This window comes from Ruegeria sp. YTSA105 (assembly GCF_059610225.1).
The window spans coordinates 299,393-324,401 of the sequence record NZ_JBXWNE010000002.1; the positions used below are offsets into that span (position 1 = coordinate 299,393).

The following is a 25,009-nucleotide window of genomic DNA, read 5'->3' on the forward strand; positions in this document are numbered from 1 at the left end:
TTGGCCCCTGCCGTGCAACGCCATAATATCGCACTATTGCGACATCGCCCTTATTATTGCGACATGAAGCCCCCTCGCGGCCATTTGTCCCTTTTTTCCGCCCCGCCACAGGTCTAAGTCAGGACAGCCATCTTGGAGTTATCATGACCTTCTGGGCCCTCATCATAGCCACCGCCGTCCTGATAGCGGTTTTTCTTGGGATTTCGATACTGCGTAGGCGAGATACGCGCGAACCATCCACTGCGTATGACTTGCAGGTCTATCGTGAACAGTTGGCCAGCGTAGATCGAGACCTGGCCCGTGGTGTCATCGCTGACGCAGATGCCGAGCGAGTTCGCACGGAAATTTCACGCCGCATTCTTGCGGCTGATGCGCAGATGCAATCTTTGTCTGAACCGCAAGGGCCTTCCAAATGGATCTCGGTTACGGCATCCATATTTGTCGCGGCCATCCTGGTAGGCGGAGGATCCTGGATTTATCTGAAGCTTGGTGCAGCCGGGCTCCCCGATCAGCCCCTGTCATTGCGGCTAGAAATGGCCGATGCTCTGCGCACAGAGCGCCCCAGTCAGGCCGAGGCAGAAGCCGCCACGCCACCCGCACCACTGCCACAGCTTGACGAAAGCTATGCCTCTCTTCTCGGGCAACTTCGCGAAACCGTTTCCGGTCGTCCTGATGACCTACAAGGACATATCCTTCTTGCCCAGCACGAGGCGAACGCAGGTAACTTCCATGCCGCCTACAAAGCGCAGCAACGTGTGATCGAACTGTCTGGGAACACGGCACCCGCAGATGCCTATTCGCATCTTGCCGAGATGATGATCCTTGCTACCAACGGATATATCTCGCCCGAAGCTGAAGACGCATTGAAACAGTCATTGCAGCGTGATCCACGCCACGGTCCGGCCTTGTATTACCTGGGACAGATGATGGTACAGGTCGGACGACCTGATATCGGTTACAGGATCTGGGTGGATGCACTTGGAAGCGCGCCGACAAATGCCCCTTGGGCAACGGCCATTCGCGCACAGATGGACGATCTGGCCTTTCGTGCGGGTGTGTTCAATGCCGCCCCTATACCAGCAGGGAACCCAGGCCCCGGTGAGGATGACATCGAGGCCGCTGCATCTCTGACCGCACAAGAGCGCCAAGAGATGATCCTTGGCATGGTCGAGCAACTGTCAGATAGGCTTGCAACCGAAGGCGGCTCCCCCGAAGAATGGGCCCGGCTGATCGGTGCCCTTGGGGTGGTTGGCGACATCGACCGGGCCACCGCGATCTACGCCGAAGCCCAATCCGTATTCTCGGACAATGACAACGCACTGGATATTCTTGGTGCGGCAGCAGCTCAGGCTGGGGTGACCCGATGATCCATGACATTTTTGAGGAATTTGCAGGCTCGCTTGCGCCTATGAGCGCGTTGATCGGTCTTGATCTGGGAGAAAAGACTATCGGGGTTGCAGTCTCGGACCGGATGCGCGGTGTCGCTAGCCCGCTGGAGACCGTAAGGCGCAAGAAATTCACTCTGGATTCTGCCCGTCTGCTGGAAATCATAGCCGACCGTGAGATCGGGGGCATCCTACTGGGTCTGCCGAAAAACATGGATGGTAGCGAAGGGCCACGCTGCCAGTCCACCCGTGCCTTTGCCCGAAACCTGTCCCGTTTGACCGAAGTTCCGATCGGGTTCTGGGACGAACGGCTCAGCACGGTTGCGGCAGAAAAGGCACTGCTTGAGGCGGATACGACACGAAAGCGTCGCGGACAGGTTATCGACCACGTCGCGGCAGGCTATATTCTGCAAGGCGCGCTGGACAGAATGCGCTTTCTTTAAGGATCGGAAAACGCTGATGTCGAACATGGTTTGGAAAAGGAACGAGGTCGAAAGCCCGTGCATCCAGATCTGCGTTGTGCACCCGACCGAGCGTATTTGTACCGGTTGCTACCGCACGATCGACGAAATCTCTCGCTGGTCGAAAATGGACAGCTCTGAGCGCGCCGATATCTTGGCAGACCTACCGTCTCGCAAACCGCTGCTTGCCAAACGGCGCGGCGGCCGGGCGGGGCGGCTCAACAAGGCCTGAGATTTCCACAAAAGGATGTGATTGCTGAATCTGCACCGCTGCGGGCTGGTCTGAACTACGAGGGGGTCAAGTTCGTTGACAGCTGGTGAGTGAGTGGCAACCCACAGCGGCGCGTTTCAACAATCGATCCTCTGCAGTGGTTCGGCAGAGGAGTTCGATCTGTGTACGTCTTTTTTGACCAATCGATCAAGAAAAATCCTCGCTGATATTTCTGTGCCCTGACGTAAATGTCACAGCAGGCTCAAGCCGCTGCGTTTCTACCCAGACGCAAGCCATGTTTTGGCGTTCTGAATTTCCTCGGCGGGAAAGAACTGAGTGCGTGTGCCAAGGATGTGGCTGGCCACCCGTTGGGCCAGATGTTGCCAGGCTTTGTCGCCAACAACCGCTGCCCGATCCAGATTACCAATATGCCCCCGGGCCAGCCGAAAATGCGAGGCAAGCGCCGTAAGGCCTTGCCATCCGTCAAACTTGGACAGATCAATCAGCAGGCGAAACCCCTGTTTCTCCTGCAAAATGTAGTCCAGATCGGTTTCGGCCTTTTTGAATTCGTCAGGGTCGAGTTTTCCCATCAGGCTGACCTGCACGCAGGGGCCGCCCAGATCCATAACGTGAATAGAGCCCAGAGATTCGCGCAACCATCGGCGCGCTTCTTCAATATTCGCGTGATCGAATACCTGCACAGGGCAAGGGAAAAGCGGAGCCGCAAGCCGGATACTGGTCTGAACCCAACCCTGATCCGCCACCACTCCAATTCGGTCAAAGCCGCGCCAGTGGCTGAGGCCCAATTTTGTATCCGACCAAACCGCATTCAGATCGTACCCTTTGAACTCTGGCTGCACGATCGCCAACAACCGCACTGTATCGTGTTCGGCCAGTGCGGCCTCAATCGCCGGGATCAATGTTGTGGAATAGTCCGTACCTGTCACTTCGCCGGAAAGCTCGATTTCAATCAATGCTCCGTCAGAGTTTTTGTGGACAGCAATCATCAAAAAATCCTCCAAATCTGTATAATGACAGAACGTTAGGAGGATTTGATCCATTCGGCCACACCGCCAGCGCATTCAGGCCGAAAATAGGCGATCATCCGGCCATCCGACCCAGCCTCAGCCCCGCTGCCCCATGGCGCTACCCCGTGCAGGCAGTGGCGGTGCAGCAGATAGGCCTCGCCCGGACGTGCGGGCAGTACGATGCGACGGCAAGTATCAAAGACCTCACGACGGGCAGCCTGATAAACATCTGTTATGTCCACCTGATCCAGAGTGTCCGGGCGCTTGTCTTCAAGTGCATCCGCAAATGCAGCCTGCATGATCTTGTGGCTACCTTCCCAAAGAACCATCGGGGACGCATTCGCGCTGGCATCGGTCAATGGAATGCCCAGAATCCACGCATGCGGTTCCTCGACCCTGCGGCGCCTGTCCGGGCCGGACGGGCGTAAACCATCCACATGGGCCGCATCCCGCTTTGCTCGATACTGGGCAGCAGCCTCGCCCTCTCCGCGTCGGGGCAACGGGTAGCCGGGGTAAATGACCGAGACCTGGGCTTTGTGCAACGGCAACGACCCATAACGCGACACTATGAAATCCATGACGGCCCCGGTCAGAACCGGGGACCCCTGGACCCTGCCCTCGGTGTCGTTGTTCAGCGCGTCGACCCCAATGAACCAGGTCCCTTCACAGTCCATCCAATGCGCGAATTCCGGATCCGTCGCAGCAGCGCGTGCTGCAGGCAGCGCATAAGATACCCAGTCCAGAATAGCCCGGTCGTGGGGAAATTTCACCCAACCCTTTTCCTCGAAAGAACTCAAAAACCCAACGCCTTGCGCAACATATTCAGGGCGACCAGAGTCAGGAAGACCGCGAATATCCGCTTGAGCGGCTTTGGATCCATCGCATGGGCCAACTTTACGCCCCAGGGCGCAGTGATCATGGTCATGGCGACCACAATCCCAAAGGCAATCAGATTGACGGCGCCGATGGTAAAGGGCGGGCGGTGTTCAGGGGCAATTTCGAGAAACAGGAACCCCATGACCGAGGGCACAGCGATGATCACGCCAAACCCGGCCGCCGTGGCGACAGCCCGGTGAATTGGCGTGTTGAACAAGCTCATTAACGGCACGCCAAAGCTGCCGCCGCCGATACCCATCAGAACGGATAGGAAGCCGACCGAGGGCGACAGGAGAGCGCGTTTCAGGCCCTTGGGCATGGCGTCTCCAAGCCGCCATTCGGATTTACCCAGACCAAGATAGGCGCCAATCACCATACCCAATACACCGAACAGGGCCTGCAATGCCTCGGTCCGAAGGGCGGATGCCACCATCACGCCCAACACCGCACCGATGGCGATGCCCGGACCCCAACTGCGCAGGATATCCCAATCAACGGCACCCTTTTTGTTATGTGCCAGAACCGACCGCAGTGAGGTTACGATAATCGTTGCCAGTGAGGTGGCGAGGCACAGCTGCATCAACTGCGGGCCGCCATACCCAAGGGTCTGAAACGCATAGAAAAAAGCAGGGACCAGCACGATGCCTCCGCCGACACCCAACAGACCCGCCAAAACGCCTGCCAGCGCTCCGATCACCAGCAGAAGAACCAGCATCTGAGCAAGCAACATTACTTCGGGCATCATTCCCCCCAACCGACCTTTTGCCGTATTGCCACCATTCAGGCCTCGGTCAGAGGCGCGACATGATCCAGTGCCTGCAACATAACCTCGGGGCCCGCCCCGTCATGCACTGCACCTTCAGACAGGGTCCGCCGCCAAGCCCGCGCACCCGGCCGCCCTGCGAACAGGCCCAGCATATGTCGCGTAATCTGGTGCAAGCGCCCTCCGCCAGCAAGATGGCATTCGATATAAGGCACCATTTTCCGGACAACAGCAAACGGGTCGGCGGCCTGACCGACCCCAAAAATCACAGGATCCGCTGTGGACAGAACATCTGACGGCTGATGATACGCAGCCCGCCCGATCATCACACCATCCAGCCCTGCATCCAGATGCCCGCGCGCCTGTTCCAGATCAGCAATGCCACCATTTATAGAGATGTGCATATCCGGGAATTCCGCCTTCATCCGATGCACGAGATCATAATCCAAAGGCGGTATATCCCGGTTTTCCTTGGGGCTGAGCCCTTGCAGCCAGGCTTTGCGCGCGTGAATTGTGACCCGAGAGCATCCCGCTTGCCTGATCTGGCTCAGAAACTCAGGCAAAATGTCTTCGGGCTGTTGGTCGTCGACTCCAATGCGGCATTTGACCGTGACATCTACGTCCACGGCTTCGCGCATTGCGGCAACACAATCCGCAACGCGGTCAGGGGATTTCATCAGCACCGCACCAAAAGTGCCAGATTGCACTCGATCAGACGGGCAGCCACAATTCAGATTGATCTCATCATAACCAGCATCCGCCCCCAACCGGGCCGCTTGTGCCAATTCCTGAGGGTTCGACCCGCCCAGTTGCAGGGCCACGGGATGCTCCTGCGGGTTGTGGTCCAGCAAATGCAGCGCACCACCCCGAACTAACGCAGGCGCTGTTACCATTTCAGTGTACAGCAGCGCCTCGGTGCTCAGCAACCGATGCAGATAGCGACAATGCCTGTCCGTCCAATCCATCATAGGGGCGACGCTCAGGCGTGCGGCTTGTCTTACCTTGTCATTCAATGCTGAGTCCTCGTCGCACCCGGTATCCAATCAGACGGATCGAAACCGCAAATTCCTGCCCATCGAATCGGGCAGCCCGGGGTTTAGCATATTCGAAAGGGGCCGTCCTTGTGTCTGCCAACCGCGTTACCGATTGTCGACACCGTACCGGCAAATCATCATTTCGACGCTGCGCTGAATGGTATCAGACATTTCGTCCTGACTAAGTACGGTCCCGCAAAAAACCATGGGCCAGAATGCCCTGCTCTTGATCAATCCGATGAACTCACGACCCGCGATGTCGGGGTTATCGATGCGTAGCTGACCATCCTCTGCCGCATCTTTAAGCATGGCCGAGAAGATGGCAGTTTTGTCCAATTTGTCCTGCGCGGCGACCGCAAGGTCGGGATTGCGCAAGGTTTCGCTGATCACCATACGCGACATCGCCATCACCTCGGGTGACATGAGAATGCGTCCCTCGGCCCAGGCCAGATCGGTCAGTTGCTCTTGGATATCCCGGCCCTTTTCGTATCTGATATCCAACACCTCAGAGAAGCGGTTCGACAGCTCAACCACGATTGAGCGGAACAGATTTTCCTTACTTTCGAAATACTTGTACAACGTGCGCTTGGAGACCTCGGCCCGTGCCGAGATCCGATCCATACTGGCCGCCGAGAACCCCTTTTCCTGGAATTCAGCTACGGCAGCCTCGATGATCTGGGCATGCTTTGATGCTTTCGGTGCGCTGAGGTCATTCATGCTCCAAAGCTATAGACCCTTTGACATGAGCCGGTCAAACGCTAGGTAAACTCTCGGGTTTACAACGCCCTGCCCCCTGCCTAAGGTAAACCCGCCAGTTTACCGATTCAGGTAGCCAGCCCAACAGGAGATCCCCCCAATGGCTTTGACATTGAAACTGAACGGCCAGACCCACACGGTTGAGGCCGAGCCCGGCACGCCCCTGCTGTGGGTAATCCGGGACGAACTGAAGATGACAGGAACCAAGTTCGGCTGCGGTGTCGCGTCCTGTGGGGCCTGCACCGTGCATCTGGACGGGGAGCCTGTGCGTTCTTGCCAGACGTATATTGAGGATGTCGAAGACGCCGAAATCACCACGATCGAAGCTGTCGGAAACAACGATATTGGCGCCGCGGTACAGCAGGCCTGGGTCGAATTGGACGTGGTTCAATGCGGTTACTGCCAATCCGGTCAGGTGATGTCGGCGGTCGGATTGCTGTCCGAAAACCCAAAGCCCAGCGTTGAAGAAATCGACGACTACATGTCCGGCAACGCCTGTCGCTGTGCCACCTATCAACGCATCCGCGCCGGTATCCAGCGCGCATCCGAAATTCTGGAGGCCTGATCCATGACCATCAACACCTCTCGCCGTGGTTTTCTGAAAGGCGCTGCTGCAACCGGAGCCGTCTTGCTGGTTGGCGCCCGCCCCGATGGCGTTCTGGCTGCGGCCTCGTCCGAGACGACGCAGCTCAACCCATTTGTTAAGATTGACGCCGACGGCACCGTGACCGCCATCGTCAAGCATTTCGAAAAGGGTCAGGGCCCTGCGACCGGCCTGCCGACGCTGATCGCCGAGGAGATCGGTTTATCCATGGACCAGATCGAATACGAATTCGCGCCCTCTAACCCCCAAGTCTATAACAATCTGCTGTTTGGCCCCTTCCAAGGCACCGGCGGGTCAACCGCAATGGCGAACTCCTGGCAGCAATATCGCCAGGCGGGCGCTGCTGCCCGTGAGATGCTGATCAACGCCGCCGCCCAAAGATGGGGTGTAGATGCATCAGGCATCACCATTGAGGAAGGCATCGTCAAAGCAGGCGAGAAATCTGCACCGATTGCCGATTTCGTGGCAGCCGCTTCGCAGATGGAAGCGCCGACCGAGCCACGCCTGAAAGACCCCTCGGAATTCCGCCTGATCGGAAACGAGGCCGTGCGTCGCAAGGACTCGGCAATCAAAGGCAACGGACAGGCGATGTACGCCATGGATGTCCACCTGCCCAACCAGATGGTTGCGATGATCAAACGTTCGGAGTCGCGCGGTGGTGTTGTCATCAGCTTTGACGACAGCGCCTCGAAAGAGATCAAAGGCTATATCAGCGCCGCTGCATTGCCCAATCAGGCGGGCGTTGCGGTCTATGCCGAAGATACCTGGGCCGCGATTCAGGCGCGTGACGCGCTTGAGGTCGAATGGGACATGTCCGGCGCTGAAACCCGCCACTCGGATCAGATCAAGGCCGAGATCATGGACGCGCTGAATGCCGAGCCCGCCTATAACGTGAACAAGGCAGATGTTGCCACGGTTTCGGCGGCGATCGACGCGGCGGATACGGTCGTAGAAAAAACTTTTTACTACCCGCTTCTCGCCCATGCTCCGATGGAGCCACTGAACTGCACAATCGAACAGACAGCAGAGGGTGACATCGTTCTGCATGATGGCGCTCAGATGCCAACCGGCCCGCACATGGCGTATCAGCAAATCTTTCAGCTGCCACCCGAGAAAATCCACATCAGAACGATGCTGGCCGGCGGGTCTTTCGGGCGTCGCGCAACACCGGATGCGGACTATCAGGTTGAGGCCGCGTTGGCCTTTGTTGTCACTGACCGCTCGCGCCCGGTCAAACTGGTCTGGACGCGGGAAGACGACATTCGCAGCGGGTATTACCGCCCGGCCTTCGGGCACAAAGTCCGTGTCGGGTTGAATGCGGAGGGGAATATCGTCGGATGGCAGCATCAGGTCGCAGGGCAATCGATCATGAAGGGTACCCCGTTCGAGGCGGTTGCAGTGCATGACGGCGTCGACCACAGCTCGATCGAGGGCATCGCAGACAGCCCCTATGATATTCCGGGGATGGCGCTTGGACTGACCGACACACCCAAGGCCACATCGGTCCTATGGTGGCGGTCGGTAGGACATACCCACACTGCCTATACGATGGAAACAATGATGGATTTGGCCGCCACCGCCGCGGGCCGTGACCCGGTTGAGTTCCGTCTCGCACATCTGGCGGATGCGGGTAATGCAGACCAACAGCGCAAGGCCTCAGTTCTGAAACTTGCGGCCGAGAAAGCAGATTGGGGCAACGTCCCTGCCGGTCGCGCGCAAGGTATTGCGGTGCACAAATCCTTTGGTTCTTATGTGGCTGAGGTGGTTGAAATCTCGGGCGATCCGGATGACGGCATCAAGATCGAAAAGGTCATCTGTGCTGTCGATTGCGGTATCGCGGTGAACCCCGACGTGGTGCGTGCCCAGATGGAAGGTGGGATTGGCTATGGCATCGGGCATGTGATGCGCGATCAGATCACACTGACCGGCGGTTCCGTGGATCAATACAACTTCCCGGATTACGAGCCCCTTCGGATCGGCGATATAGCTACAATCGACGTCCACATCCTGCCCTCGGCCGAGGCCCCTACGGGCGTGGGCGAACCCGGCACGCCTCCCTCGGCCCCCGCGCTCGCGAACGCAATCAAGGCAATGTCCGGGACCTTGATTGCCGATCTGCCGATGGCCGAGAACGGCATAAGCTTTGCATAAGGTCCCGACCCCGCGCCGAAAAAAACGGCGCGGGGATAATTTGATCAAATTTCGTGACAAGGCGCTTTGTGTCGATTAAACCTCGGGGTACCAGAGTGATGGAGACGCCGATGGACCTGAACGCCCTACACAGTTTTCGCGTAGCGGCATGCGACCTTAACGGTCAGCTGCGCGGCAAACGCGTGCCTCCTTCTTATGCTGACAAGCTAAGTAAAGGTGTGGTGCGGATGCCCTTTTCGGCATTGAATGTTGATCTGTGGGGCGCGGATATCGAGGATAGCCCGCTTGTGTTTGAATCAGGCGACGCGGACGGCATATTACTGCCAACCGAGCGTGGCCCCGTCCCAGTTCCCTGGCTTGAAACCGAAACAGCGCTGGTGTTGATGTCCCTGTATGACGATCAGGGCACGCCCTTTGCCGGCGACCCTCGCCATGCTCTGACCTCGGTGCTGCAACGCTATGCCGAGCGTGGCTGGTCTGTTGTTGCGGCGACCGAGCTGGAATTCACGCTATTGGACTCATCAGGTGCACGACCGGTGCCTCCGATCAATCCTTTGACGGGGCGACGGCTGGTCGACGAGGCAGTCCTGTCCATGGCGGAAATGGATGCGTTCGACGCCTTTTTCACAGACCTCTATGACGGATGCGAGGCAATGAGCATCCCGGCTCAAACCGCCATTTCCGAAAGCGGGATCGGCCAGTTTGAAATCAACCTGAACCATCAGGACGCCATGCGCTGCGCAGATGATACGTTGCTTTTCAAGGTGTTGACTCGTGGCCTTGCACGCAAACATGGGTTTACCGCAACTTTCATGGCCAAACCCTATGCCCAGGATGCGGGCAATGGGATGCATGTCCATTTTTCGGTCGTCGACCAGGATGGGCAAAATATCTTTGACAATGGCGGGCCTGAAGGCACTGATCTTTTGCGCTCGGCCATAGCCGGATGTCTGTCTGCAATGCCTGGTTCAACTCTGATTTTTGCACCGCACGGGAACTCCTACACCCGGCTTGTCCCCGGCGCCCATGCCCCAACTGAGGCATGCTGGGCTTATGAAAATCGCACTGCCGCGCTGCGCGTTCCCGGCGGCGCGCCCTCTGCCCGCAGGATCGAACATCGCGTTGCTGGTGGTGACATCAATCCCTACCTCATGCTGAGCGCCGTTCTCGGTGCGGCGCTGAACGGCATCGAGGACGGAACTGAACCGCCAGCTCCGATCACGGGCAACGCATATGAGATCGACGGCCTGCCGCAACTCGCTGGCGACTGGGCTTCAGCCATCACCGCCCTTGAAACCGATCCGCAAGTTGCGCGCATCTTTCCCGCCCCGCTGATCAGCAATCTCGCCATGACAAAGCGACAAGAGATCCTGCGCTTTGACAAACGCCCACCCGAGGAGCATTGGCTAAGTTATCTCGAGGCGGTTTGAGCCCCCTTGCTCGCTTCGTCCTGCTCAGCTAGAATAAATTTGATCAAATTTGGTGACCCATGAAAATCGGTATCCTTGTAACCGGCCACCCCCCTGACGAATTGCACGATCAGTTCGGTGAGTATGACGGCATGTTTCGCGCGCTGCTGGATGGCAACGGCTTTGAGTTTGTGACCTATGCGGTTGTCGACGATCACTTTCCGCAAAGTTTTGACGATGCTGATGGATGGATCATCACCGGCTCGCGCTATGGTGCCTATGAGGACCATGCCTGGATCCGCAAGCTCGAAGCGCTGATCCGCGACATCCATCAAAGCGGCAAACCCCTGATCGGCATATGCTTTGGTCATCAAGTCATTGCGCAAGCCCTTGGCGGGAAAGTTGAAAAGTTCAAACAGGGCTGGGCCGTGGGGCGGACGGACTACGATTTGGACGGACAGACCGTCACTTTGAATGCCTGGCATCAGGACCAGGTGGTAGAGCTGCCCGCCGGTGCACAAGTAACCGGTTCGAACGCCTTTTGCCAGAATGCCATGCTGGCCTATGGCGACACGATCTGGACCGTTCAGGCCCACCCGGAGTATGGCGACAGCTTCATCGAAGGGCTGATGGACACACGCGGCAAAGGAGTCGTTCCAGACAATCTGATGCAGGCCGCCGCCGACCGCCTGCCCACCCGCGACGACAGTCCGAAGATCGGACAGTTCATGGCAGAGTTTTTGAAGAAAGAGAGGGCCTGATGGCCGATTGGACAGAACAACTGCCACAGGCAGCCCGTACCTATTTTGAAGGTCACCGATTGGATGAGGTCGAGTGCATCATCTCTGACCTGCCCGGCATCGCGCGCGGGAAAGCGGTTCCGGCCACCAAATTTGCACGCCAGTCCTACTTCCATCTACCCGATAGTATCTTTTACCAGACTATCACCGGGGACTGGGGCGAAGCCGCCGGAGAGGACGGCTTCATTGAACGGGACATGATCCTTAAGCCTGACTTTTCGACTGCTTCCGCTGCTCCTTGGACGGGTGACTGGACACTGCAGGTGATCCACGACGCCTATGACCGGGACGGAGAGCCGATCCCGTTCAGCCCACGCAACGTGTTGAAGCGCGTCGTAAAAATGTATCACGACAAAGGCTGGAAACCGATTGTCGCGCCAGAGATGGAGTTCTTTCTGGTCGCCCCCAATGTCGACCCCGCGCAGGGGATCAAACCGATGATGGGCCGTTCGGGTCGTCCGGCGGCCGCGCGGCAGGCCTATTCGATGACAGCGGTGGATGAATTCGGCCCGGTGATCGACGACATCTATGACTTTGCCGAACATCAGGGATTCGAGATTGACGGCATCACCCAGGAAGGCGGCGCCGGACAGCTTGAAATCAACCTGCGCCATGGTGATCCGGTCAAGTTGGCAGATGAAGTGTTCTATTTCAAACGCCTGATCCGCGAAGCCGCGTTGCGACACAACTGCTTTGCGACCTTCATGGCGAAACCGATTGCGGATGAGCCCGGATCGGCCATGCACATCCACCACTCGATCACCGAGATCGAAACCGGACAGAATATCTTTTCCGGACCTCAGGGCGGCGAAACGGATGCATTCTATAACTTCATTGCAGGGCTGCAAAACCACTTGCCTGCAGGCCTGGCAGTCATGGCACCTTATGTGAACTCGTACCGCCGCTATGTGAAAGACCATGCCGCGCCGATCAATCTGGAATGGGCTCGTGACAACCGCACGACCGGCATCCGTGTTCCCCTGTCCGGCCCCGAGGCGCGGCGCGTTGAAAATCGTATCGCAGGCATGGACTGCAACCCCTATCTGGGCATCGCCTTGTCGCTTGCCTGCGGCTATCTCGGCCTGACACAGCAGGAACGTCCGCGCCGTCAGTTTTATGGCGACGCCTACGAAGGTGACGGTGATATCCCGCAGGTCATGGGCAATGCGCTGGACCTGTTCGACGAGGCCACCGCCCTGCACGAGGTGCTGGGTCCGGAATTTGCCCGCGTTTATGGCATTGTCAAACGTGCCGAGTATGAAGAATTTCTACAGGTCATCTCTCCGTGGGAGCGTGAGCACCTGCTCATGAACGTTTAAGCCGCGATGAATCTCCTCTATTCCAACGACCGCAAGGCCGAGTATCCGGCCAGCTGGTATGCCGCGACGGCCAACACGCTCGACCGTTTTCCCGCGCTTGCTGGGGATACCAAAGCGGATGTCTGTGTGGTCGGTGGCGGCTATACCGGACTGTCCGCCGCGCTGCATCTGGCCGAGGCCGGGTTCGACGTCGTGCTGCTTGAGGCGCATCGCGTTGGTTTCGGAGCGTCAGGCCGCAATGGCGGGCAGCTGGGCAGCGCCCAGCGGATGGATCAGGAAGACCTTGAACGCCTGGTCGGCGATGACGATGCCGCCAAGCTGTGGGATCTGGCTGAAGATGCCAAGGATCTGGTCAAATCGCTGATCGAAAAGCACAAAATCGACTGTGATCTGAAACCGGGCGTGGCGGTTCTGGGCCTCAGCACCGGGGATCAGCAAGACCTCCACGATCACGCCGCGCATCTGTCGGCGCGATATGGTTATGACCATATGGAGCTGCTGGACGAAGGCGCGGCGCATGGCTTGTGCCCATCCCCAACCTATCGCGGAGGTTATCTGGACATGGGAGCGGCCCATCTGCACCCGCTGAACTTTGCCTTGGGGCTGGCTGATGCCGCAGCCAAGGCCGGCGTGCGCATCTTTGAGGGTACCGAAGTCACCGGGATCGACGAGACCGATCCGGCCATCGTGCAAACCCCACAGGGAAAGGTGACGGCCAACCACGTCATATTGGCCTGCAACGGGTATCTCGGCGATCTGAACGGCAAAGTGGCGTCGCGCGTCATGCCGATCAACAATTTCATCGCCGCGACCGAGCCTTTGGGCACCGATGCCGCCCGCGTCCTGACCCGGGATGTCGCCGTCGCCGATACCAAGTTTGTGGTAAATTACTTCCGCCTCAGCGCCGACAACCGCCTGCTATTTGGCGGCGGAGAAAGCTATGGCTACCGCTTCCCGACAGATATCGCCTCCAAGGTGCGCAAACCGATGACCGAGATTTTCCCGCATCTGCGCGATGTGAAAATCGACTATGCCTGGGGCGGTACTCTGGGCATCACTATGCGGCGGATGCCCTATCTGACGCGGGTTGCGCCCAATATCCTGTCGGCCTCGGGCTATTCCGGCCATGGGGTCGGCACGGCCACCCATGCCGGGCAGTTGATGGCGATGGCCATTCAGGGCCAGGCCGAGGGGTTCGACACCATGTCCCGCGTGCCCGCCTTGCCCTTTCCGGGCGGCGCAGCCCTACGCAGCCCGTTGCTAGTGCTGGCGATGACATGGTTTTCCCTGCGGGACCGGCTGGGATTCTGATTTCGAGATTGTCAGAGAAACTCACTTAAACTCTCTCAGGATACGAAAGCCCGTCAATTTTGACCGCCAATCAATGCCCGCCCCACCGCGACTTGCAGCGCGCGAAAAATCCATAGCAAATGGATAAGAACCGCCTTTTACAACCCGCCTGTGACAATCAACTGATCTCGCCATCTCTAAGTGCTGGCTGGAAGTCGACCAACCCGGGTGCGTCGCTGTCCAGCAGGACATCGTTCTTTCCCCGACATTCCCCGACATATGCCGAAGACCCCAAGCATTGGAGGCATCAAGTTCATCAACGCGAACTGGGTAACCGCGCCACACTAAATCCGGCCGCTTTTCACCAATCATCTCTTCTGTCGGTTTGGCATGGAAATTGGCCTGATCCGTCGTAACTTCCTCTCCTTGCGCAAAAGGAGTCTGCGTTCCGGCACGGGCGGCATATTCCCATTCGGCTTCCGTTGGTAAGCGGTAGGCATCTATCCCGAGTTTTTTGTTCAGCCAATCCGTGTAAGCCAAAGCATCCAAATAAGACACATCATTCACTGGATGATTGCCCGTAAGATCTATGCGCTCAAAACTATCGCCGATTACAAAATCTTCCGGCACATATTTGCTACATCCCCCATCTTCAACGCAGGCCATCCACTCATCACGGGTAACCTCGTTACGTCCCATGGCAAAGGACAGATCTATTCTGACGCTATGAACCGGACCTTCACGATGCGCGATATACGGCTCTTCCGCTGTCGCGGGTCGGCGCCCTTTTTCATCCCAATGAAAGTTTCGTTTCGATTCTCCCGGTGGTCCACCCATCATGAACTCACCCATAGGCAAGGCAAACATCTCAGGGCAAACATCGCATTCCTGAAACATCTGAAGCGGCGCAACTTCAGTGCCATCCGACAGAAGATAATCTGCGTGAACCGCCGAAGCGAAAGTTGAAAGCGCGCCCCAAAGGGCCAAACGAATGATAGTCAATGCAGTGATCCAACCCATCATACGAGAACAACGTCAAAGAAGATCCATTGCCACCTTACTTCCCCCAAAGTTGCAGGTTCAAAAGAATTTCCTGCTACGCGGGGTAAGCCAACCTGTGTCTCTCTGACTACGACAGAATAGTGAAATTTCGCCACCCTGAAGATTAAGGGCTTGGATTGACACTTCATTAGCTTTATCTTTCCCAAAGATAGAATTCAGGAATGCCAAATATGACGCTGCCTCCTAACGTCCATGACGCCGAACCCATCCCCGCGGCCGCCCGCGACGCCATTGATGCCTTGATGCAGTCAGGCGACCTGTTCCGCTACACTGCGCCGCAGGACGCTCCGGTTGCGCTGCTCGAGTCGGAATTCGCGGAACTGCTGGGCACGAAATACGCGCTGGCTGTATCGTCCTGCTCGGCGGCACTGTTCCTATCGCTCAAGGCGCTGGGTTTGCCGCGGGACGCGCGGGTGCTGATACCGGGCTTTACCTTTGCGGCGGTGCCCTCATCGGTCATACATGCGGATTGCATCCCCGTATTGTGTGAGGTGGGTGACAATTATCGCATCGACATGGATGACTTTGCCGCCAAACTGGATAACGTGCAGGCCGTGATCATTAGCCATATGCGCGGACATACTTCGGATATGGACGCGATCATGACTCTGTGCAGCGCGCGCGACATTCCGGTGATCGAGGACGCAGCCCATTCGCTGGGGACAACTTGGCATGGCCGCAATATTGGGACGATTGGCAAGATCGGCTGTTTCTCGTTTCAGTCCTACAAGATGATCAATGCGGGCGAAGGTGGCATTCTGATAACCGACGACGCTGATCTGGTGGCGCGTGCCGTGATCATGTCCGGCGCCTACGAAACTAACTGGAAGAAACACAAAGGTCCGCGTGGCGAAAACTCATCGGAACTCGAAGAGGCCTTTGGCCGCTGGCAGAACCAGTTGCCGCTGTATAACCTGCGGATGAGCAACCTGAGCGCTGCAGTAATCCGTCCCCAGATGCCTGAATTGGCACGCCGTGTCCACGATGGGTTGCAAAACCACGACTATGTGGCAGAGCGCCTGAACTCATCGCCCTATATCAACGTGCCTGCCCCGCTGGTGCCAGAACGCCGGGCACCGGATTCGATCCAGTTCAATCTGGTTGACTTAAGCGATGATGATATCCGCGCCTTTGCCGCAGCATCCGAAGCACGCGGGGTGAAAGTTCAGGTATTCGGCCTGAGTGAAGACAACGCCCGTGCCTTTTGGAACTGGCAATTCCTGCCGGAACAGACCGAGCTGCCACAAACGCGAAACATGCTGATGAAAGCTTGCGACGTGCGCCTGCCTGTACGCCTGACAGGCGCGGAACTGGATGTGATCGCTGATATTCTGTTGGCTTCAGTAGGGGAAATTACCGCCCCGAAAATCGCATTTGGAACCTGAACAAGCTGAATTCAAACGAAAAGGCCCGCCAGCGGCGGGCCTATTTCATTGTATGGACAAATTCAGTTCAGTTTAGACAGCTTTTGCTGCAACTCCGCCAACTGCTTCTTGATGTCGTCCAGATCCTCACTCGACTGGGGTTTGGCCTCGCTATCCGTTTCCGGACCGGACCAACTGCCGGAAATGCCGCTGGTCATCGCCTTCAGAAATGCCTTTTGCTGCGCTTGCAGTGCTTCGAAACCCGGAATCTGGGTCATCGGATTCATCGCAGACATGTTTTCCATCATTTTGCTTTGGCTTTCGCGCAGCATTTCGAACGAGCTTTGCAGGAATTGCGGCATCACTCCTCCGCCCGGCAACATATAGCTGCGCACAAGATCGTTCAGCACGTTCACCGGCAGGACATTCTCACCGCGGCTTTCATGCTCGGCAATGATTTGCAGCAGATATTGCCGTGTCAGATCATCCCCAGTCTTCAGGTCTATGATCTGAACTTCGCGACCGTCACGTATGAATGCCGCAATATCTTCGAGCGTGACATAGTCACTGGTTTCAGTGTTATACAGCCGACGGCTGGCATATCGTTTGATTAGCAACGGTTTTTCTTGTTCTGACACCGTCTACCCTCCCCAAGGAATGATGCATTGCAGCAGAGATTATGCGAGTGCAGAACAAAAAGAAAGGGCAGGTCTTTCGACCTGCCCAACGCGATTGCACCAAATGGGAGGAGTGGGTGCGCCTCGCTATCTTACCTTACTTGGCGCCAGCTGCTTTTTTCGCAGCAGTGGACACGTCGTTGGTTGCTTTTTTGACAACGGCAGTTGCATCTTCTGCAGCGTTTTTGCCAGCAGCCATCAGCAGCTCAACGGTTTCCGACTGAACTTTTTTCGCGATTTCAGCGAAAGCAGCCAGGTTTTCAGCAGCAACTTCAGCCGACGCGCTTGCGTAGTCGGTTGCAGCTTTTGCGTAATCTGCAGGGTCAGATTTCGCTTTCGACATATCGGACAGTTTGGCCAGGGTTTCCTTGGTCCATTTGTTCGAAATCTCAGCCGATTTCTCAGCCGCTTCCAGAGCAACGCCCGACAGCTTTTCGTTCAGGGTCGCGGTGGTGTTGAACGCACCTTCCAGAGCGGTGGTGTCAACAGGGAATGCACCCATCATGTCTTTCAGGGTCGCGGTAAAGTCTTGAGTCTTTGCCATTGTCCAAATCCTTTGCTTGCCGATCCGGGCCAACCCCGGGCTTCATCAGCTTGAGGACAATATCGTTGCTGCATCGCAGCATTGCAAGTTTTTTCTTGCTGCACTGCAGCAATATTTTTCTAAACTGTTAAAAATCAATCTGTTGCCTTCACCAAAACATAGGTTCCTGGTGCTTCGGCCAGGGAAGCGTATCCCGAATCGCCCACTTGGCGCGCGGGGATTTGCTTGCCGGATCTCTTCTTCAGCCAAGCTTCCCACTGCGGCCACCAGGACCCTTTATGAAAATCGGCCTCTTTCATCCATGCATCGGCATCCGCATTCAGATCAGGGTTGGTGTAGTGGCCGTATTTCTTCTTGCTCGGCGGGTTCACGATGCCTGCTATGTGACCGGATTCCGAAACGACAAACGTCTTCGAACGTGACCCCATCTGCTGCACACCCCGATAACAATCTTTCCAGGCGGCGATATGGTCGGTTTCACAGCTGATGGCCATCAAAGGAACATCAACGTCGCGGATATGCAGTTTGTGCCCAAGCAAATCGAAACCGTCGGTCACAAATTGATTTTTCTGGCAAAGCCCCCGCAAATACTCGATTGCCATTTTGCCCGGAAGATTTGCGCCATCCCCGTTCCAGTAGAGCAAATCAAACGCCGGAGGGGTCTCGCCCATCATATAGCTTCGAATGGCAGGGCCGTAGATCAGGTCATTCGATCGCAGGAACGACATGGTACGACCTATGACCCATGCTTTTAGGATACCGTCTTTTGTCACTTGTTCTTGAATGCCATCGACAAAGTCATTCTGTAGGAACGGCGTGAATTCCCCCTGTTCACCGAAATCGGTCAAGGTGGTGAAGAAGGTCGCCGATTTGATGGATTTGTCGCCACGCTGCTTCATCAGGGACAGCGTCAAGCTCAACGCGGTGCCGGCAATGCAATATCCCACCGCATTGACCTGCTTGACCTTACAGATCGACTTGACGGTCTCGATGGCGGTCAGAAATCCCTCTTCGACATAGTCGCCCATACCGACCTCGGCATGAGAAGCATCCGCATTAACCCAACTTACAACAAACAGGGTATAGCCTTGCTCGGTCACCCATTTGATGAGGCTGTTCTGCGCCTTAAGGTCCAGAATATAGTATTTGTTGATCCAGGGCGGAAACAGAACGATCGGGGTCTCGTGTACGGTCTCGGTCGTGGGTTTGTACTGGATCAACTCCATAAGCCTGTTGCGATAGACCACGTCGCCCGGAGTTGTCGCGATATTCTCGCCAAGCTTGAACGCGGATTCATCCGCCAGTCTGACAACCATTTCACCATTATTGGCTTCTAGGTCCGCAACTAGATTCTCTAGCCCTTTGATCAGCGATTGCCCTTCCGTCTCGACCGCCTTTTCCAGCGCGTCGGGATTGGAGGCCAGGAAATTCGTCGGAGACATCAAGTCAATGATCTGTTGCGAAAAGAAATGCAGCCTCTGCTTGTCCTTGCCGTCCAGATCGTCGACCGAAGCAACCGCCTGCGCGATTGCATCGGCATTTGTCTGATACTGCTGGCGAATAAACCGGAAATAGGGGTTGGTGTCCCAAAGAGGGTTTGAGAACCGTTTATCCTTGGGTCCGGGTTCGCTGTCCTCGACCCCGCCGGCGGCCAGCGCCTGCTGAGCCTCAGCAAAGTTCATAACGGATTGTCCCCAGAAGGCGACCTGATGTTCCAGAAGCTTGGCGGGATTCTGCCACGCTTCGGCGAAATACGAAGTTGCTGCTCTTGCGAAAAGATCTTGATTCGGACCGTCCAACGCGGGAGTGTGTGCCTCTTTGCCAGCCATCACATCGATCAGCCTTTTCGACAATTCTTCGACTTTCGTCATATTTTCTCTAATCCGTTCAAGGTGTTCCTCGGACAGCTCTGGCGCGTTATCTTCACTTGTTGTCATTTTAACAATTCCACCCTAACCTCGCTGCTATGCAGAATAACGTCGTGGGCGTCGGGGGGCAAAGCGACGAATGGTCCGAATTATCAGGCTGACACTCAGGAGGCCCATTTCATGCGCTACATGATGACCTACGATCTGATGGAAACGATGCGCAACACCAATCAGTGGATGGGTGCTACGGCAAGTGCCATAGCTTCTTATCCGCTGTTTTCGATGGTGCCCAACCCTGCGTTCAGCATGATGGCCGCCTGGGGCGAGGTGACTGAGCGGACGTTCCAGCGCATGGTTGTAAAACCCGACTGGGGAATCCGTACATTCACTTGCGAAGACGGCAAGGATCATCTGGTCGATATTGTCCCGGTGATCGAACGCCCTTTTGGTGATTTGATACATATACGTGTCAATGGCCGCGCCGAACAGCCCCGCAAGGTGCTGTTGGTCGCCCCGATGTCTGGACATTACGCCACTTTGCTTCGGTCCACCGTAAAAAGCCTCTTGGTGAATTGCGAAGTTTATATCACTGACTGGCATAATGCGCGCGATATCCCCGTGTCCGAAGGTAAGTTTGATGTAGAGGATTATACACTTTACCTTGTCGATTTCATGAAAGAATTGGGACCGGACACCCACGTTGTAGCCGTCTGCCAACCGGCGCCGCTGACTCTGGCCGCCACAGCCTATCTGGCCGAGGTCGAACCCAAAGCCCAACCCAGCACGCTGACATTGATCGGCGGACCTGTTGACCCGGATGCCACACCTACCGACGTGACCGATTTTGGACGTCGCGTGACAATGGGGCAGCTGGAAGAAACCATGATTCAGCGCGTCGGCTTCAAGTATAAGGGCGTCGGGCGCATGGTGTATCCCGGCCTGCTGCAGTTGGCCTCGTTCATGTCGATGAATTCGGACCGGCATTCGCAGGCGTTTTCCGAGCAGATCCAGAGGGTTATGCGGGACGAGGCTTCGGATCACGATGCCCATAACAGATTCTACGATGAATACCTCGCCGTCATGGACATGACCGCCGAGTTCTACCTTTCAACCGTCGAACGCGTCTTCAAAAACCGCGAAATCGCGCGCAACGAGTTTGTTGTTGCAGGGCACAAGGTAGATATCGGCAAAATTACAAACGTTGCTGTCAAAACAGTCGAAGGTGCGAATGACGACATCTCGGCCCCTGGCCAGTGCATTGCTGCGCTCGAGCTGTGTACAGGGCTGCCGGATTCGAAAAAAGCCAGCCATGTCGAACCTGGCGCAGGTCACTATGGCATCTTCGCCGGCCGCAGCTGGCGCGACAATATCCGCCCATTGGTGATCGAATTTATGAACGCCAACGCCCGCAAACCCTCGCGCAAAGCGGCCAACCGCAACAAAGTGGCCTAACGCCGATGGGAAAGAAAGTCGCCAAACAGACGGCTTTCGCCTGCAACTGTGGAAAACTCTTTGGCAGCATTACAGCCAGAGGCGTTCAGTACGGCACGCATGTAGTCTGCTTTTGCCGTGATTGCCGGGCCGCGCAGATATATTTCGGGCAACCGGACCCTGCGCCGGAACCGGTGGACATTTTCCAAATGGCCCCTGAAGAAATCAGGATCGACGGCGGCATCGAACACCTGGCCGCGATGCGCCTTGGCCCCAAGGGGATGCTGCGCTGGTATGCCAGCTGCTGCAATGCACCGCTGGCGACGACATCAAATACTCCAAAATTTCCGTTTGCGGGCTTTGATGTGAAACGAGTTTCCGATCCGGACTGTTTAGGGCCAGTTACGACTCAAGGGTTCATTCCCCAGGCCGATGGAAAACACAAACACAAGCGACTGGGTTACGCTGTCGCCGGGATTGTTACGCGGGTACTAAAATCCCGGCTTTCTGGCAGCTGGAGGGACACCCCGTTCTTTAATCAGAATACGGGCCAGACGATCTCAACCCCGGTCATTCTAAGCAAAGAACAGCGTAAAGCGCTCTATGCGTAATCCAGCGCAGGCTTCACTCTGAGCCAGGTCTTCAGCGCCTCGGTGACATTTTCAGGCGATTCCAACGTAGGCAAATGTCCTGCATCCTTGATGACGTGCAGTTCTGCATTTGGGATCAGGTCCGCCATGAACGCATGCCTTCGCACCGGAACAACCGTGTCATGCGCCCCACATAGCACCAAAGTCGGGGCCGTGATCCGGCGCAGGTTGCCCTGCTGGTCCGGACGACGCTGCAGCGCGCGAATCTGACGCTCGAACACCTGCGGGCCCAAATCTAACGCCATCGAGATGACATCAGCAAGAATGGGAATACGTCGAGGCCCCGGGGCCAGCGAATCCGATCCAATCAGCCGACGCATCACTTCCTCTAACCGACCCATCTTGGCGGCGACCAACAGCTCCTCCCGCGCGGCTGCGGTCTGAGGCGATTCCGAATGCGCATCCGAAGCCATCAGACACAAGCGCGACACCCTCTCGGGTGCATATCGGACAATTTCCAAAGCGACTACGGCGCCCAGGCTTAGGCCCGCCAATGCAAAGCGTTGTGGCAACTGAACCAATAGGCCCCGCGCGATCTCTTCAATCCGTTCAGCAGTCGAAACCGAAGCGACCGTCACGGCGCGATCACGTGACAGGGCGCGCATCTGATGCTCAAATACCCGCGCATCACACATCAAACCGGGCAAAAGAACCAACGGCTCGATCAAACAACGCCTCCTTTGGAAAAGTCACTCAAATCGTCGTCATTAGTTTCAGGATGAGAGGTTTTGTATGGTTCGGCAAGTTAAAGTTCAGGGGTAGCGGATACCGCGAAAAGCGGGGAAGTCCGCATATCGTCTTTGCCGCTCAAGGTCACCCTCGCCAGGCGCGCCTCCTGGGCGCAGAAGGCAGCCCCGCGGCGCGATATAGCTGTCGATGCGCTTATGAGGCACAGGCCTCCAGACCAGATTGAAAGCACAGAGTTTTGGAAAGAACCAGATTTCGGAATAATCCAGATGGTCGTGCATCCACCACGCCAAATCCCGCCAATCCCGCCCCGCCTCATATTGATCCGCAAACCATGGGATCACGACCGATGCACCGGCAATCCGATCATCACCCACCGCGCGATCCCAGATGTGACATTCCAGCGGGTTATCATTTCGCGCGCAATTCAGCCGGTTTTCATTGCCGAAACGGTTCAATGATGCCGAGCGATAGCCGGATCGTACGGCAATCCGGCCAAAGGTCTCCTCAAGCGGGTCCAGCAGGGTTTCACAAAGCGCCTTTCCGGTTTCGATGGCAAGGTTGGGATCGTCTGGAAAATTCTGCTTTTCGTGAAAATTGCTTATTTCCGAATACAGAAAATCACGCATGAAAAAATGACGGGACAGACGCACACGACCGAGGGTTTCAAGGCTCCACATACTGCCTGGTCTGCGCATTATTTCTTCCTCACTCGATCCCCAAGGTTTTCAACCATCTCAGGATACCAGCCACCACTTCGTCGGTCTGCCCCGGAGACATCAACCGCCCGGCGATCACATGGGAATTAGGATCGTCCCCGGGCCCCATTGTTACCAGCTCAACCGACGCAGGGGCGCCCCATGCCTTGGCAATCTCGTGGGTCAGGTCGGCACGCACGACCTGATCTTCATTCGAGAACCAGAACAACGCGGGAACCTTTGCGTCTGAAAAATCCAGCGCATAGACCACATCCACCAGCACTGTCATCGGCACCACAGCCTGCCAAGGGTAGACCGCCGACCAGAATTTGTTCATTTCCGGGTTCACCCCTGCGACGCCCCGGGTTTCACCCATCATCAGGGGCAACCAGATGCGCGCCCAAGGCAATCCGGGTATCCATGCTCCGGCCGCTTTAACGCCGAAATTCGGAGAAACAAATACGATCCCTGCAACGTTTTGGCTCAGCTCTTCATTCAGTGCGGCCGCAGCTGCCAACGTGCCGCCGGTTGATGTCGAAATCACCACGACCTTTTCCCCAACCGCCCGTGCAGCAGCCAGCCCTTCGGCAAGATCCTGCATCCAACCCGAGGCCGTCGCCTCACCCATTGCATCCCCCCCGCGACCATGACCCTGCAACCGCGTGTAGACCAGATTGGCGCCCAACGTTTCGGCGAGCAGATCGGGAACCGGTCGGATCTCTTCGGATGATGCAGAAAACCCGTGCAGATACAGAATCGAAACAGGTGTTCGCTGCTCTTTATAGCCCTCTTGCCAAAAAACTCGCTTTTCGACCCCCGGAATGATGTCGGCGAATGCAGATTCCACACTTTCGAAATAGACCTGCACCCCTTCACCGAATTTGCGCGCGTCAAATGTTGGGGCCAGATCAACCTTCTCACGCGGGCCAAACCAATAGATCAGGCCAAACGCAACGATCAATGTCAGAAAAACGCGACCCAATATCCGCATTATTGGGCTGCCATCACATCGAGAACGGCTTGTTCGATCAACCCCAGGCATGGGCCATCCGAAAAGCGATGATCGGCGTGCTTGATCAATGACAGGCGCATATCGGGCCCGAACGCATGTTCAATCAGGCGCACAGCTGTTCCGGTTGAAACCGCTGTGTCTTCGGTACCTTGCAAAAACCGCACGGGAAAAGGCATATGCAGAGGCTTGCGCAGGACCAAATGTTGGCGACCATCTTCAATCATCCGTTTGGTCACGATGTAAGGCTCCATATAGTCCGAAGGCAGCTCGACATGGCCAACAGTTTCCAGTGCCTGTTTCTGGTTTTCCGAGAATGAAGCCCAATACCCGTCCTCGGTAAAATCCGGCGCAGCAGCGATGGTCACCATTCCCTGAATCCGATCTGGCAGCGCTTTGGCCAACAGCAGCGCCTGCCACCCCCCCATGGACGAGCCGACAACAATCAGCGGCCCATCCGTCAATTCCGTGATCGCGGCCAGCGTATCCTCATGCCAGTCACCAATGCATCCTTCTTCGAACGTGCCCCCGCTTTCACCGTGACCTGAATAGTCGAACCGCAGAAATGAATGGCCACGCCCCTTCGCCCAGGCCTCCAAATGCACCGCCTTGGTGCCTTCCATATCGGATTTGAGCCCGCCCAGAAACACGATGGTCGGCCCGATGCCCTCGCTTTTATGATAGGCCAGCCGCCGTCCCTGCGCCGTTTCCAGAAAATTCGTCGCTGCCATGACACCCTCTTTTCTTTTTCCGATATCATGCACGCCCCACCCCCAAGTGCAATTCCCAGATCCCCCTTCATCTGGCCAAAAATACCTCGGGGAGCGCGAAGGGCTGGCCCCTCGCGCCGGCCCTTGACAGGTCCACCCCCACCTGACAAATGAAGCGAACACAACATAACCCGCAACCGGGCGTTCAGTGGGCGCCAAACC

25 protein-coding genes are annotated in these 25,009 nt (G+C 56.7%); 12 read left to right on the forward strand and 13 right to left on the reverse strand.

Annotated features, from left to right (window positions below; translation table 11 throughout):
- Positions 1 to 143: 143 nt before the first annotated feature.
- The 3 genes from ccmI to AC2FH2_RS04145 are packed head-to-tail and all read left to right on the forward strand — an operon-like array spanning position 144 to position 2,078.
- Positions 144 to 1,367, forward strand: a complete 1,224-nt coding sequence (ccmI, locus tag AC2FH2_RS04135; RefSeq protein WP_496822947.1) for a c-type cytochrome biogenesis protein CcmI — start codon at positions 144 to 146, stop codon at positions 1,365 to 1,367.
- Positions 1,364 to 1,828, forward strand: a complete 465-nt coding sequence (gene ruvX, locus AC2FH2_RS04140; RefSeq protein WP_271947775.1) for a Holliday junction resolvase RuvX — start codon at positions 1,364 to 1,366, stop codon at positions 1,826 to 1,828. Before ccmI ends, ruvX begins: the two co-directional genes overlap by 4 nt.
- Positions 1,829 to 1,844: 16 nt before the next feature.
- Entirely contained in the window at positions 1,845 to 2,078 is a 234-nt protein-coding gene (locus AC2FH2_RS04145) for a DUF1289 domain-containing protein (RefSeq protein WP_496822948.1), read from the forward strand.
- A gap of 257 nt (positions 2,079 to 2,335) precedes the next feature.
- Here AC2FH2_RS04145 and AC2FH2_RS04150 read toward each other — a convergent pair whose 3' ends face one another.
- The 5 genes from AC2FH2_RS04150 to AC2FH2_RS04170 form a co-directional block, all read right to left on the reverse strand.
- Positions 2,336 to 3,064 (reverse strand): SpoIIAA family protein, encoded by a 729-nt coding sequence (locus AC2FH2_RS04150; RefSeq protein WP_142633029.1) that lies wholly within the window; start codon positions 3,062 to 3,064, stop codon positions 2,336 to 2,338.
- Positions 3,065 to 3,099: 35 nt separating this feature from the next.
- Positions 3,100 to 3,855: a phytanoyl-CoA dioxygenase family protein gene (locus AC2FH2_RS04155; protein ID WP_246097119.1), complete on the reverse strand. Its 756-nt coding sequence runs from the start codon at positions 3,853 to 3,855 to the stop codon at positions 3,100 to 3,102.
- A gap of 23 nt (positions 3,856 to 3,878) precedes the next feature.
- On the reverse strand, positions 3,879 to 4,703 hold the full coding sequence (locus AC2FH2_RS04160) for a sulfite exporter TauE/SafE family protein (protein WP_281971883.1): 825 nt from the start codon (positions 4,701 to 4,703) through the stop codon (positions 3,879 to 3,881).
- Between the two features lie 38 nt (positions 4,704 to 4,741).
- Positions 4,742 to 5,737, reverse strand: a complete 996-nt coding sequence (dusA, locus tag AC2FH2_RS04165; RefSeq protein ID WP_496688516.1) for a tRNA dihydrouridine(20/20a) synthase DusA — start codon at positions 5,735 to 5,737, stop codon at positions 4,742 to 4,744.
- 126 nt (positions 5,738 to 5,863) lie between these two features.
- Positions 5,864 to 6,475 (reverse strand): TetR/AcrR family transcriptional regulator, encoded by a 612-nt coding sequence (locus AC2FH2_RS04170; RefSeq protein WP_496822950.1) that lies wholly within the window; start codon positions 6,473 to 6,475, stop codon positions 5,864 to 5,866.
- Positions 6,476 to 6,614: 139 nt separating this feature from the next.
- On the opposite strand from AC2FH2_RS04170, the gene AC2FH2_RS04175 reads away from it, so the two are divergent.
- The 6 genes from AC2FH2_RS04175 (at position 6,615) to AC2FH2_RS04200 (ending at position 14,108) form a co-directional block, all read left to right on the forward strand.
- Positions 6,615 to 7,079: a (2Fe-2S)-binding protein gene (locus AC2FH2_RS04175; RefSeq protein WP_496688520.1), complete on the forward strand. Its 465-nt coding sequence runs from the start codon at positions 6,615 to 6,617 to the stop codon at positions 7,077 to 7,079.
- Between the two features lie 3 nt (positions 7,080 to 7,082).
- A complete protein-coding gene (locus AC2FH2_RS04180; RefSeq protein WP_496822952.1) occupies positions 7,083 to 9,269 on the forward strand; it encodes a molybdopterin cofactor-binding domain-containing protein in 2,187 nt (728 codons plus the stop codon).
- A 110-nt stretch (positions 9,270 to 9,379) separates the two neighbouring features.
- A complete protein-coding gene (locus tag AC2FH2_RS04185) occupies positions 9,380 to 10,699 on the forward strand; it encodes a glutamine synthetase family protein (protein WP_496822953.1) in 1,320 nt (439 codons plus the stop codon).
- A gap of 59 nt (positions 10,700 to 10,758) precedes the next feature.
- Entirely contained in the window at positions 10,759 to 11,439 is a 681-nt protein-coding gene (locus AC2FH2_RS04190; RefSeq protein WP_142633014.1) for a type 1 glutamine amidotransferase, read from the forward strand.
- Positions 11,439 to 12,797, forward strand: a complete 1,359-nt coding sequence (locus tag AC2FH2_RS04195) for a glutamine synthetase family protein (RefSeq protein WP_496688525.1) — start codon at positions 11,439 to 11,441, stop codon at positions 12,795 to 12,797. Before AC2FH2_RS04190 ends, AC2FH2_RS04195 begins: the two co-directional genes overlap by 1 nt.
- Before the next feature lie 6 nt (positions 12,798 to 12,803).
- On the forward strand, positions 12,804 to 14,108 hold the full coding sequence (locus AC2FH2_RS04200) for an NAD(P)/FAD-dependent oxidoreductase (RefSeq protein ID WP_496708592.1): 1,305 nt from the start codon (positions 12,804 to 12,806) through the stop codon (positions 14,106 to 14,108).
- A 21-nt stretch (positions 14,109 to 14,129) separates the two neighbouring features.
- Here AC2FH2_RS04200 and AC2FH2_RS04205 read toward each other — a convergent pair whose 3' ends face one another.
- Complete coding sequence (locus tag AC2FH2_RS04205) at positions 14,130 to 15,107, reverse strand: formylglycine-generating enzyme family protein (protein WP_496822955.1); 978 nt, start codon at positions 15,105 to 15,107, stop codon at positions 14,130 to 14,132.
- 212 nt (positions 15,108 to 15,319) lie between these two features.
- Between AC2FH2_RS04205 and AC2FH2_RS04210 the strand changes: the two genes are divergently transcribed.
- A complete protein-coding gene (locus AC2FH2_RS04210; RefSeq protein ID WP_496822957.1) occupies positions 15,320 to 16,534 on the forward strand; it encodes a DegT/DnrJ/EryC1/StrS family aminotransferase in 1,215 nt (404 codons plus the stop codon).
- Positions 16,535 to 16,596: 62 nt separating this feature from the next.
- Here AC2FH2_RS04210 and phaR read toward each other — a convergent pair whose 3' ends face one another.
- From phaR to AC2FH2_RS04225, 3 genes are all read right to left on the reverse strand, one after another.
- Positions 16,597 to 17,151: a polyhydroxyalkanoate synthesis repressor PhaR gene (gene phaR / locus AC2FH2_RS04215; RefSeq protein ID WP_142633004.1), complete on the reverse strand. Its 555-nt coding sequence runs from the start codon at positions 17,149 to 17,151 to the stop codon at positions 16,597 to 16,599.
- A gap of 136 nt (positions 17,152 to 17,287) precedes the next feature.
- Complete coding sequence (locus AC2FH2_RS04220; protein WP_142633002.1) at positions 17,288 to 17,734, reverse strand: phasin family protein; 447 nt, start codon at positions 17,732 to 17,734, stop codon at positions 17,288 to 17,290.
- Between the two features lie 134 nt (positions 17,735 to 17,868).
- The gene (locus AC2FH2_RS04225; RefSeq protein ID WP_496822959.1) at positions 17,869 to 19,671 is read right to left on the reverse strand and encodes a PHA/PHB synthase family protein; all 1,803 of its coding nucleotides are present in this window, start codon (positions 19,669 to 19,671) and stop codon (positions 17,869 to 17,871) included.
- Between the two features lie 111 nt (positions 19,672 to 19,782).
- Here AC2FH2_RS04225 and phaZ point away from each other — a divergent pair, with 111 nt between their 5' ends.
- Positions 19,783 to 21,054, forward strand: a complete 1,272-nt coding sequence (gene phaZ / locus AC2FH2_RS04230) for a polyhydroxyalkanoate depolymerase (protein WP_496688533.1) — start codon at positions 19,783 to 19,785, stop codon at positions 21,052 to 21,054.
- Positions 21,055 to 21,059: 5 nt separating this feature from the next.
- The gene (locus AC2FH2_RS04235; RefSeq protein ID WP_496822961.1) at positions 21,060 to 21,644 is read left to right on the forward strand and encodes a DUF6151 family protein; all 585 of its coding nucleotides are present in this window, start codon (positions 21,060 to 21,062) and stop codon (positions 21,642 to 21,644) included.
- Here the strand turns inward: AC2FH2_RS04235 and AC2FH2_RS04240 are convergent.
- The 4 genes from AC2FH2_RS04240 to AC2FH2_RS04255 all read right to left on the reverse strand — a co-directional run bounded on the left by AC2FH2_RS04240 (position 21,635) and on the right by AC2FH2_RS04255 (position 24,808).
- A complete protein-coding gene (locus AC2FH2_RS04240; protein ID WP_496822963.1) occupies positions 21,635 to 22,351 on the reverse strand; it encodes an alpha/beta fold hydrolase in 717 nt (238 codons plus the stop codon). The genes AC2FH2_RS04235 and AC2FH2_RS04240 overlap by 10 nt on opposite strands.
- A gap of 84 nt (positions 22,352 to 22,435) precedes the next feature.
- Entirely contained in the window at positions 22,436 to 23,050 is a 615-nt protein-coding gene (locus AC2FH2_RS04245; RefSeq protein WP_496700637.1) for a hypothetical protein, read from the reverse strand.
- 28 nt (positions 23,051 to 23,078) lie between these two features.
- Positions 23,079 to 24,059 carry an alpha/beta hydrolase gene (locus AC2FH2_RS04250; protein WP_496822965.1) on the reverse strand — a complete coding sequence of 327 codons (981 nt, stop codon included), beginning with the start codon at positions 24,057 to 24,059 and terminating at the stop codon, positions 23,079 to 23,081.
- Positions 24,059 to 24,808: an alpha/beta fold hydrolase gene (locus AC2FH2_RS04255; RefSeq protein ID WP_281971870.1), complete on the reverse strand. Its 750-nt coding sequence runs from the start codon at positions 24,806 to 24,808 to the stop codon at positions 24,059 to 24,061. Before AC2FH2_RS04255 ends, AC2FH2_RS04250 begins: the two co-directional genes overlap by 1 nt.
- Positions 24,809 to 25,009: the final 201 nt, after the last annotated feature.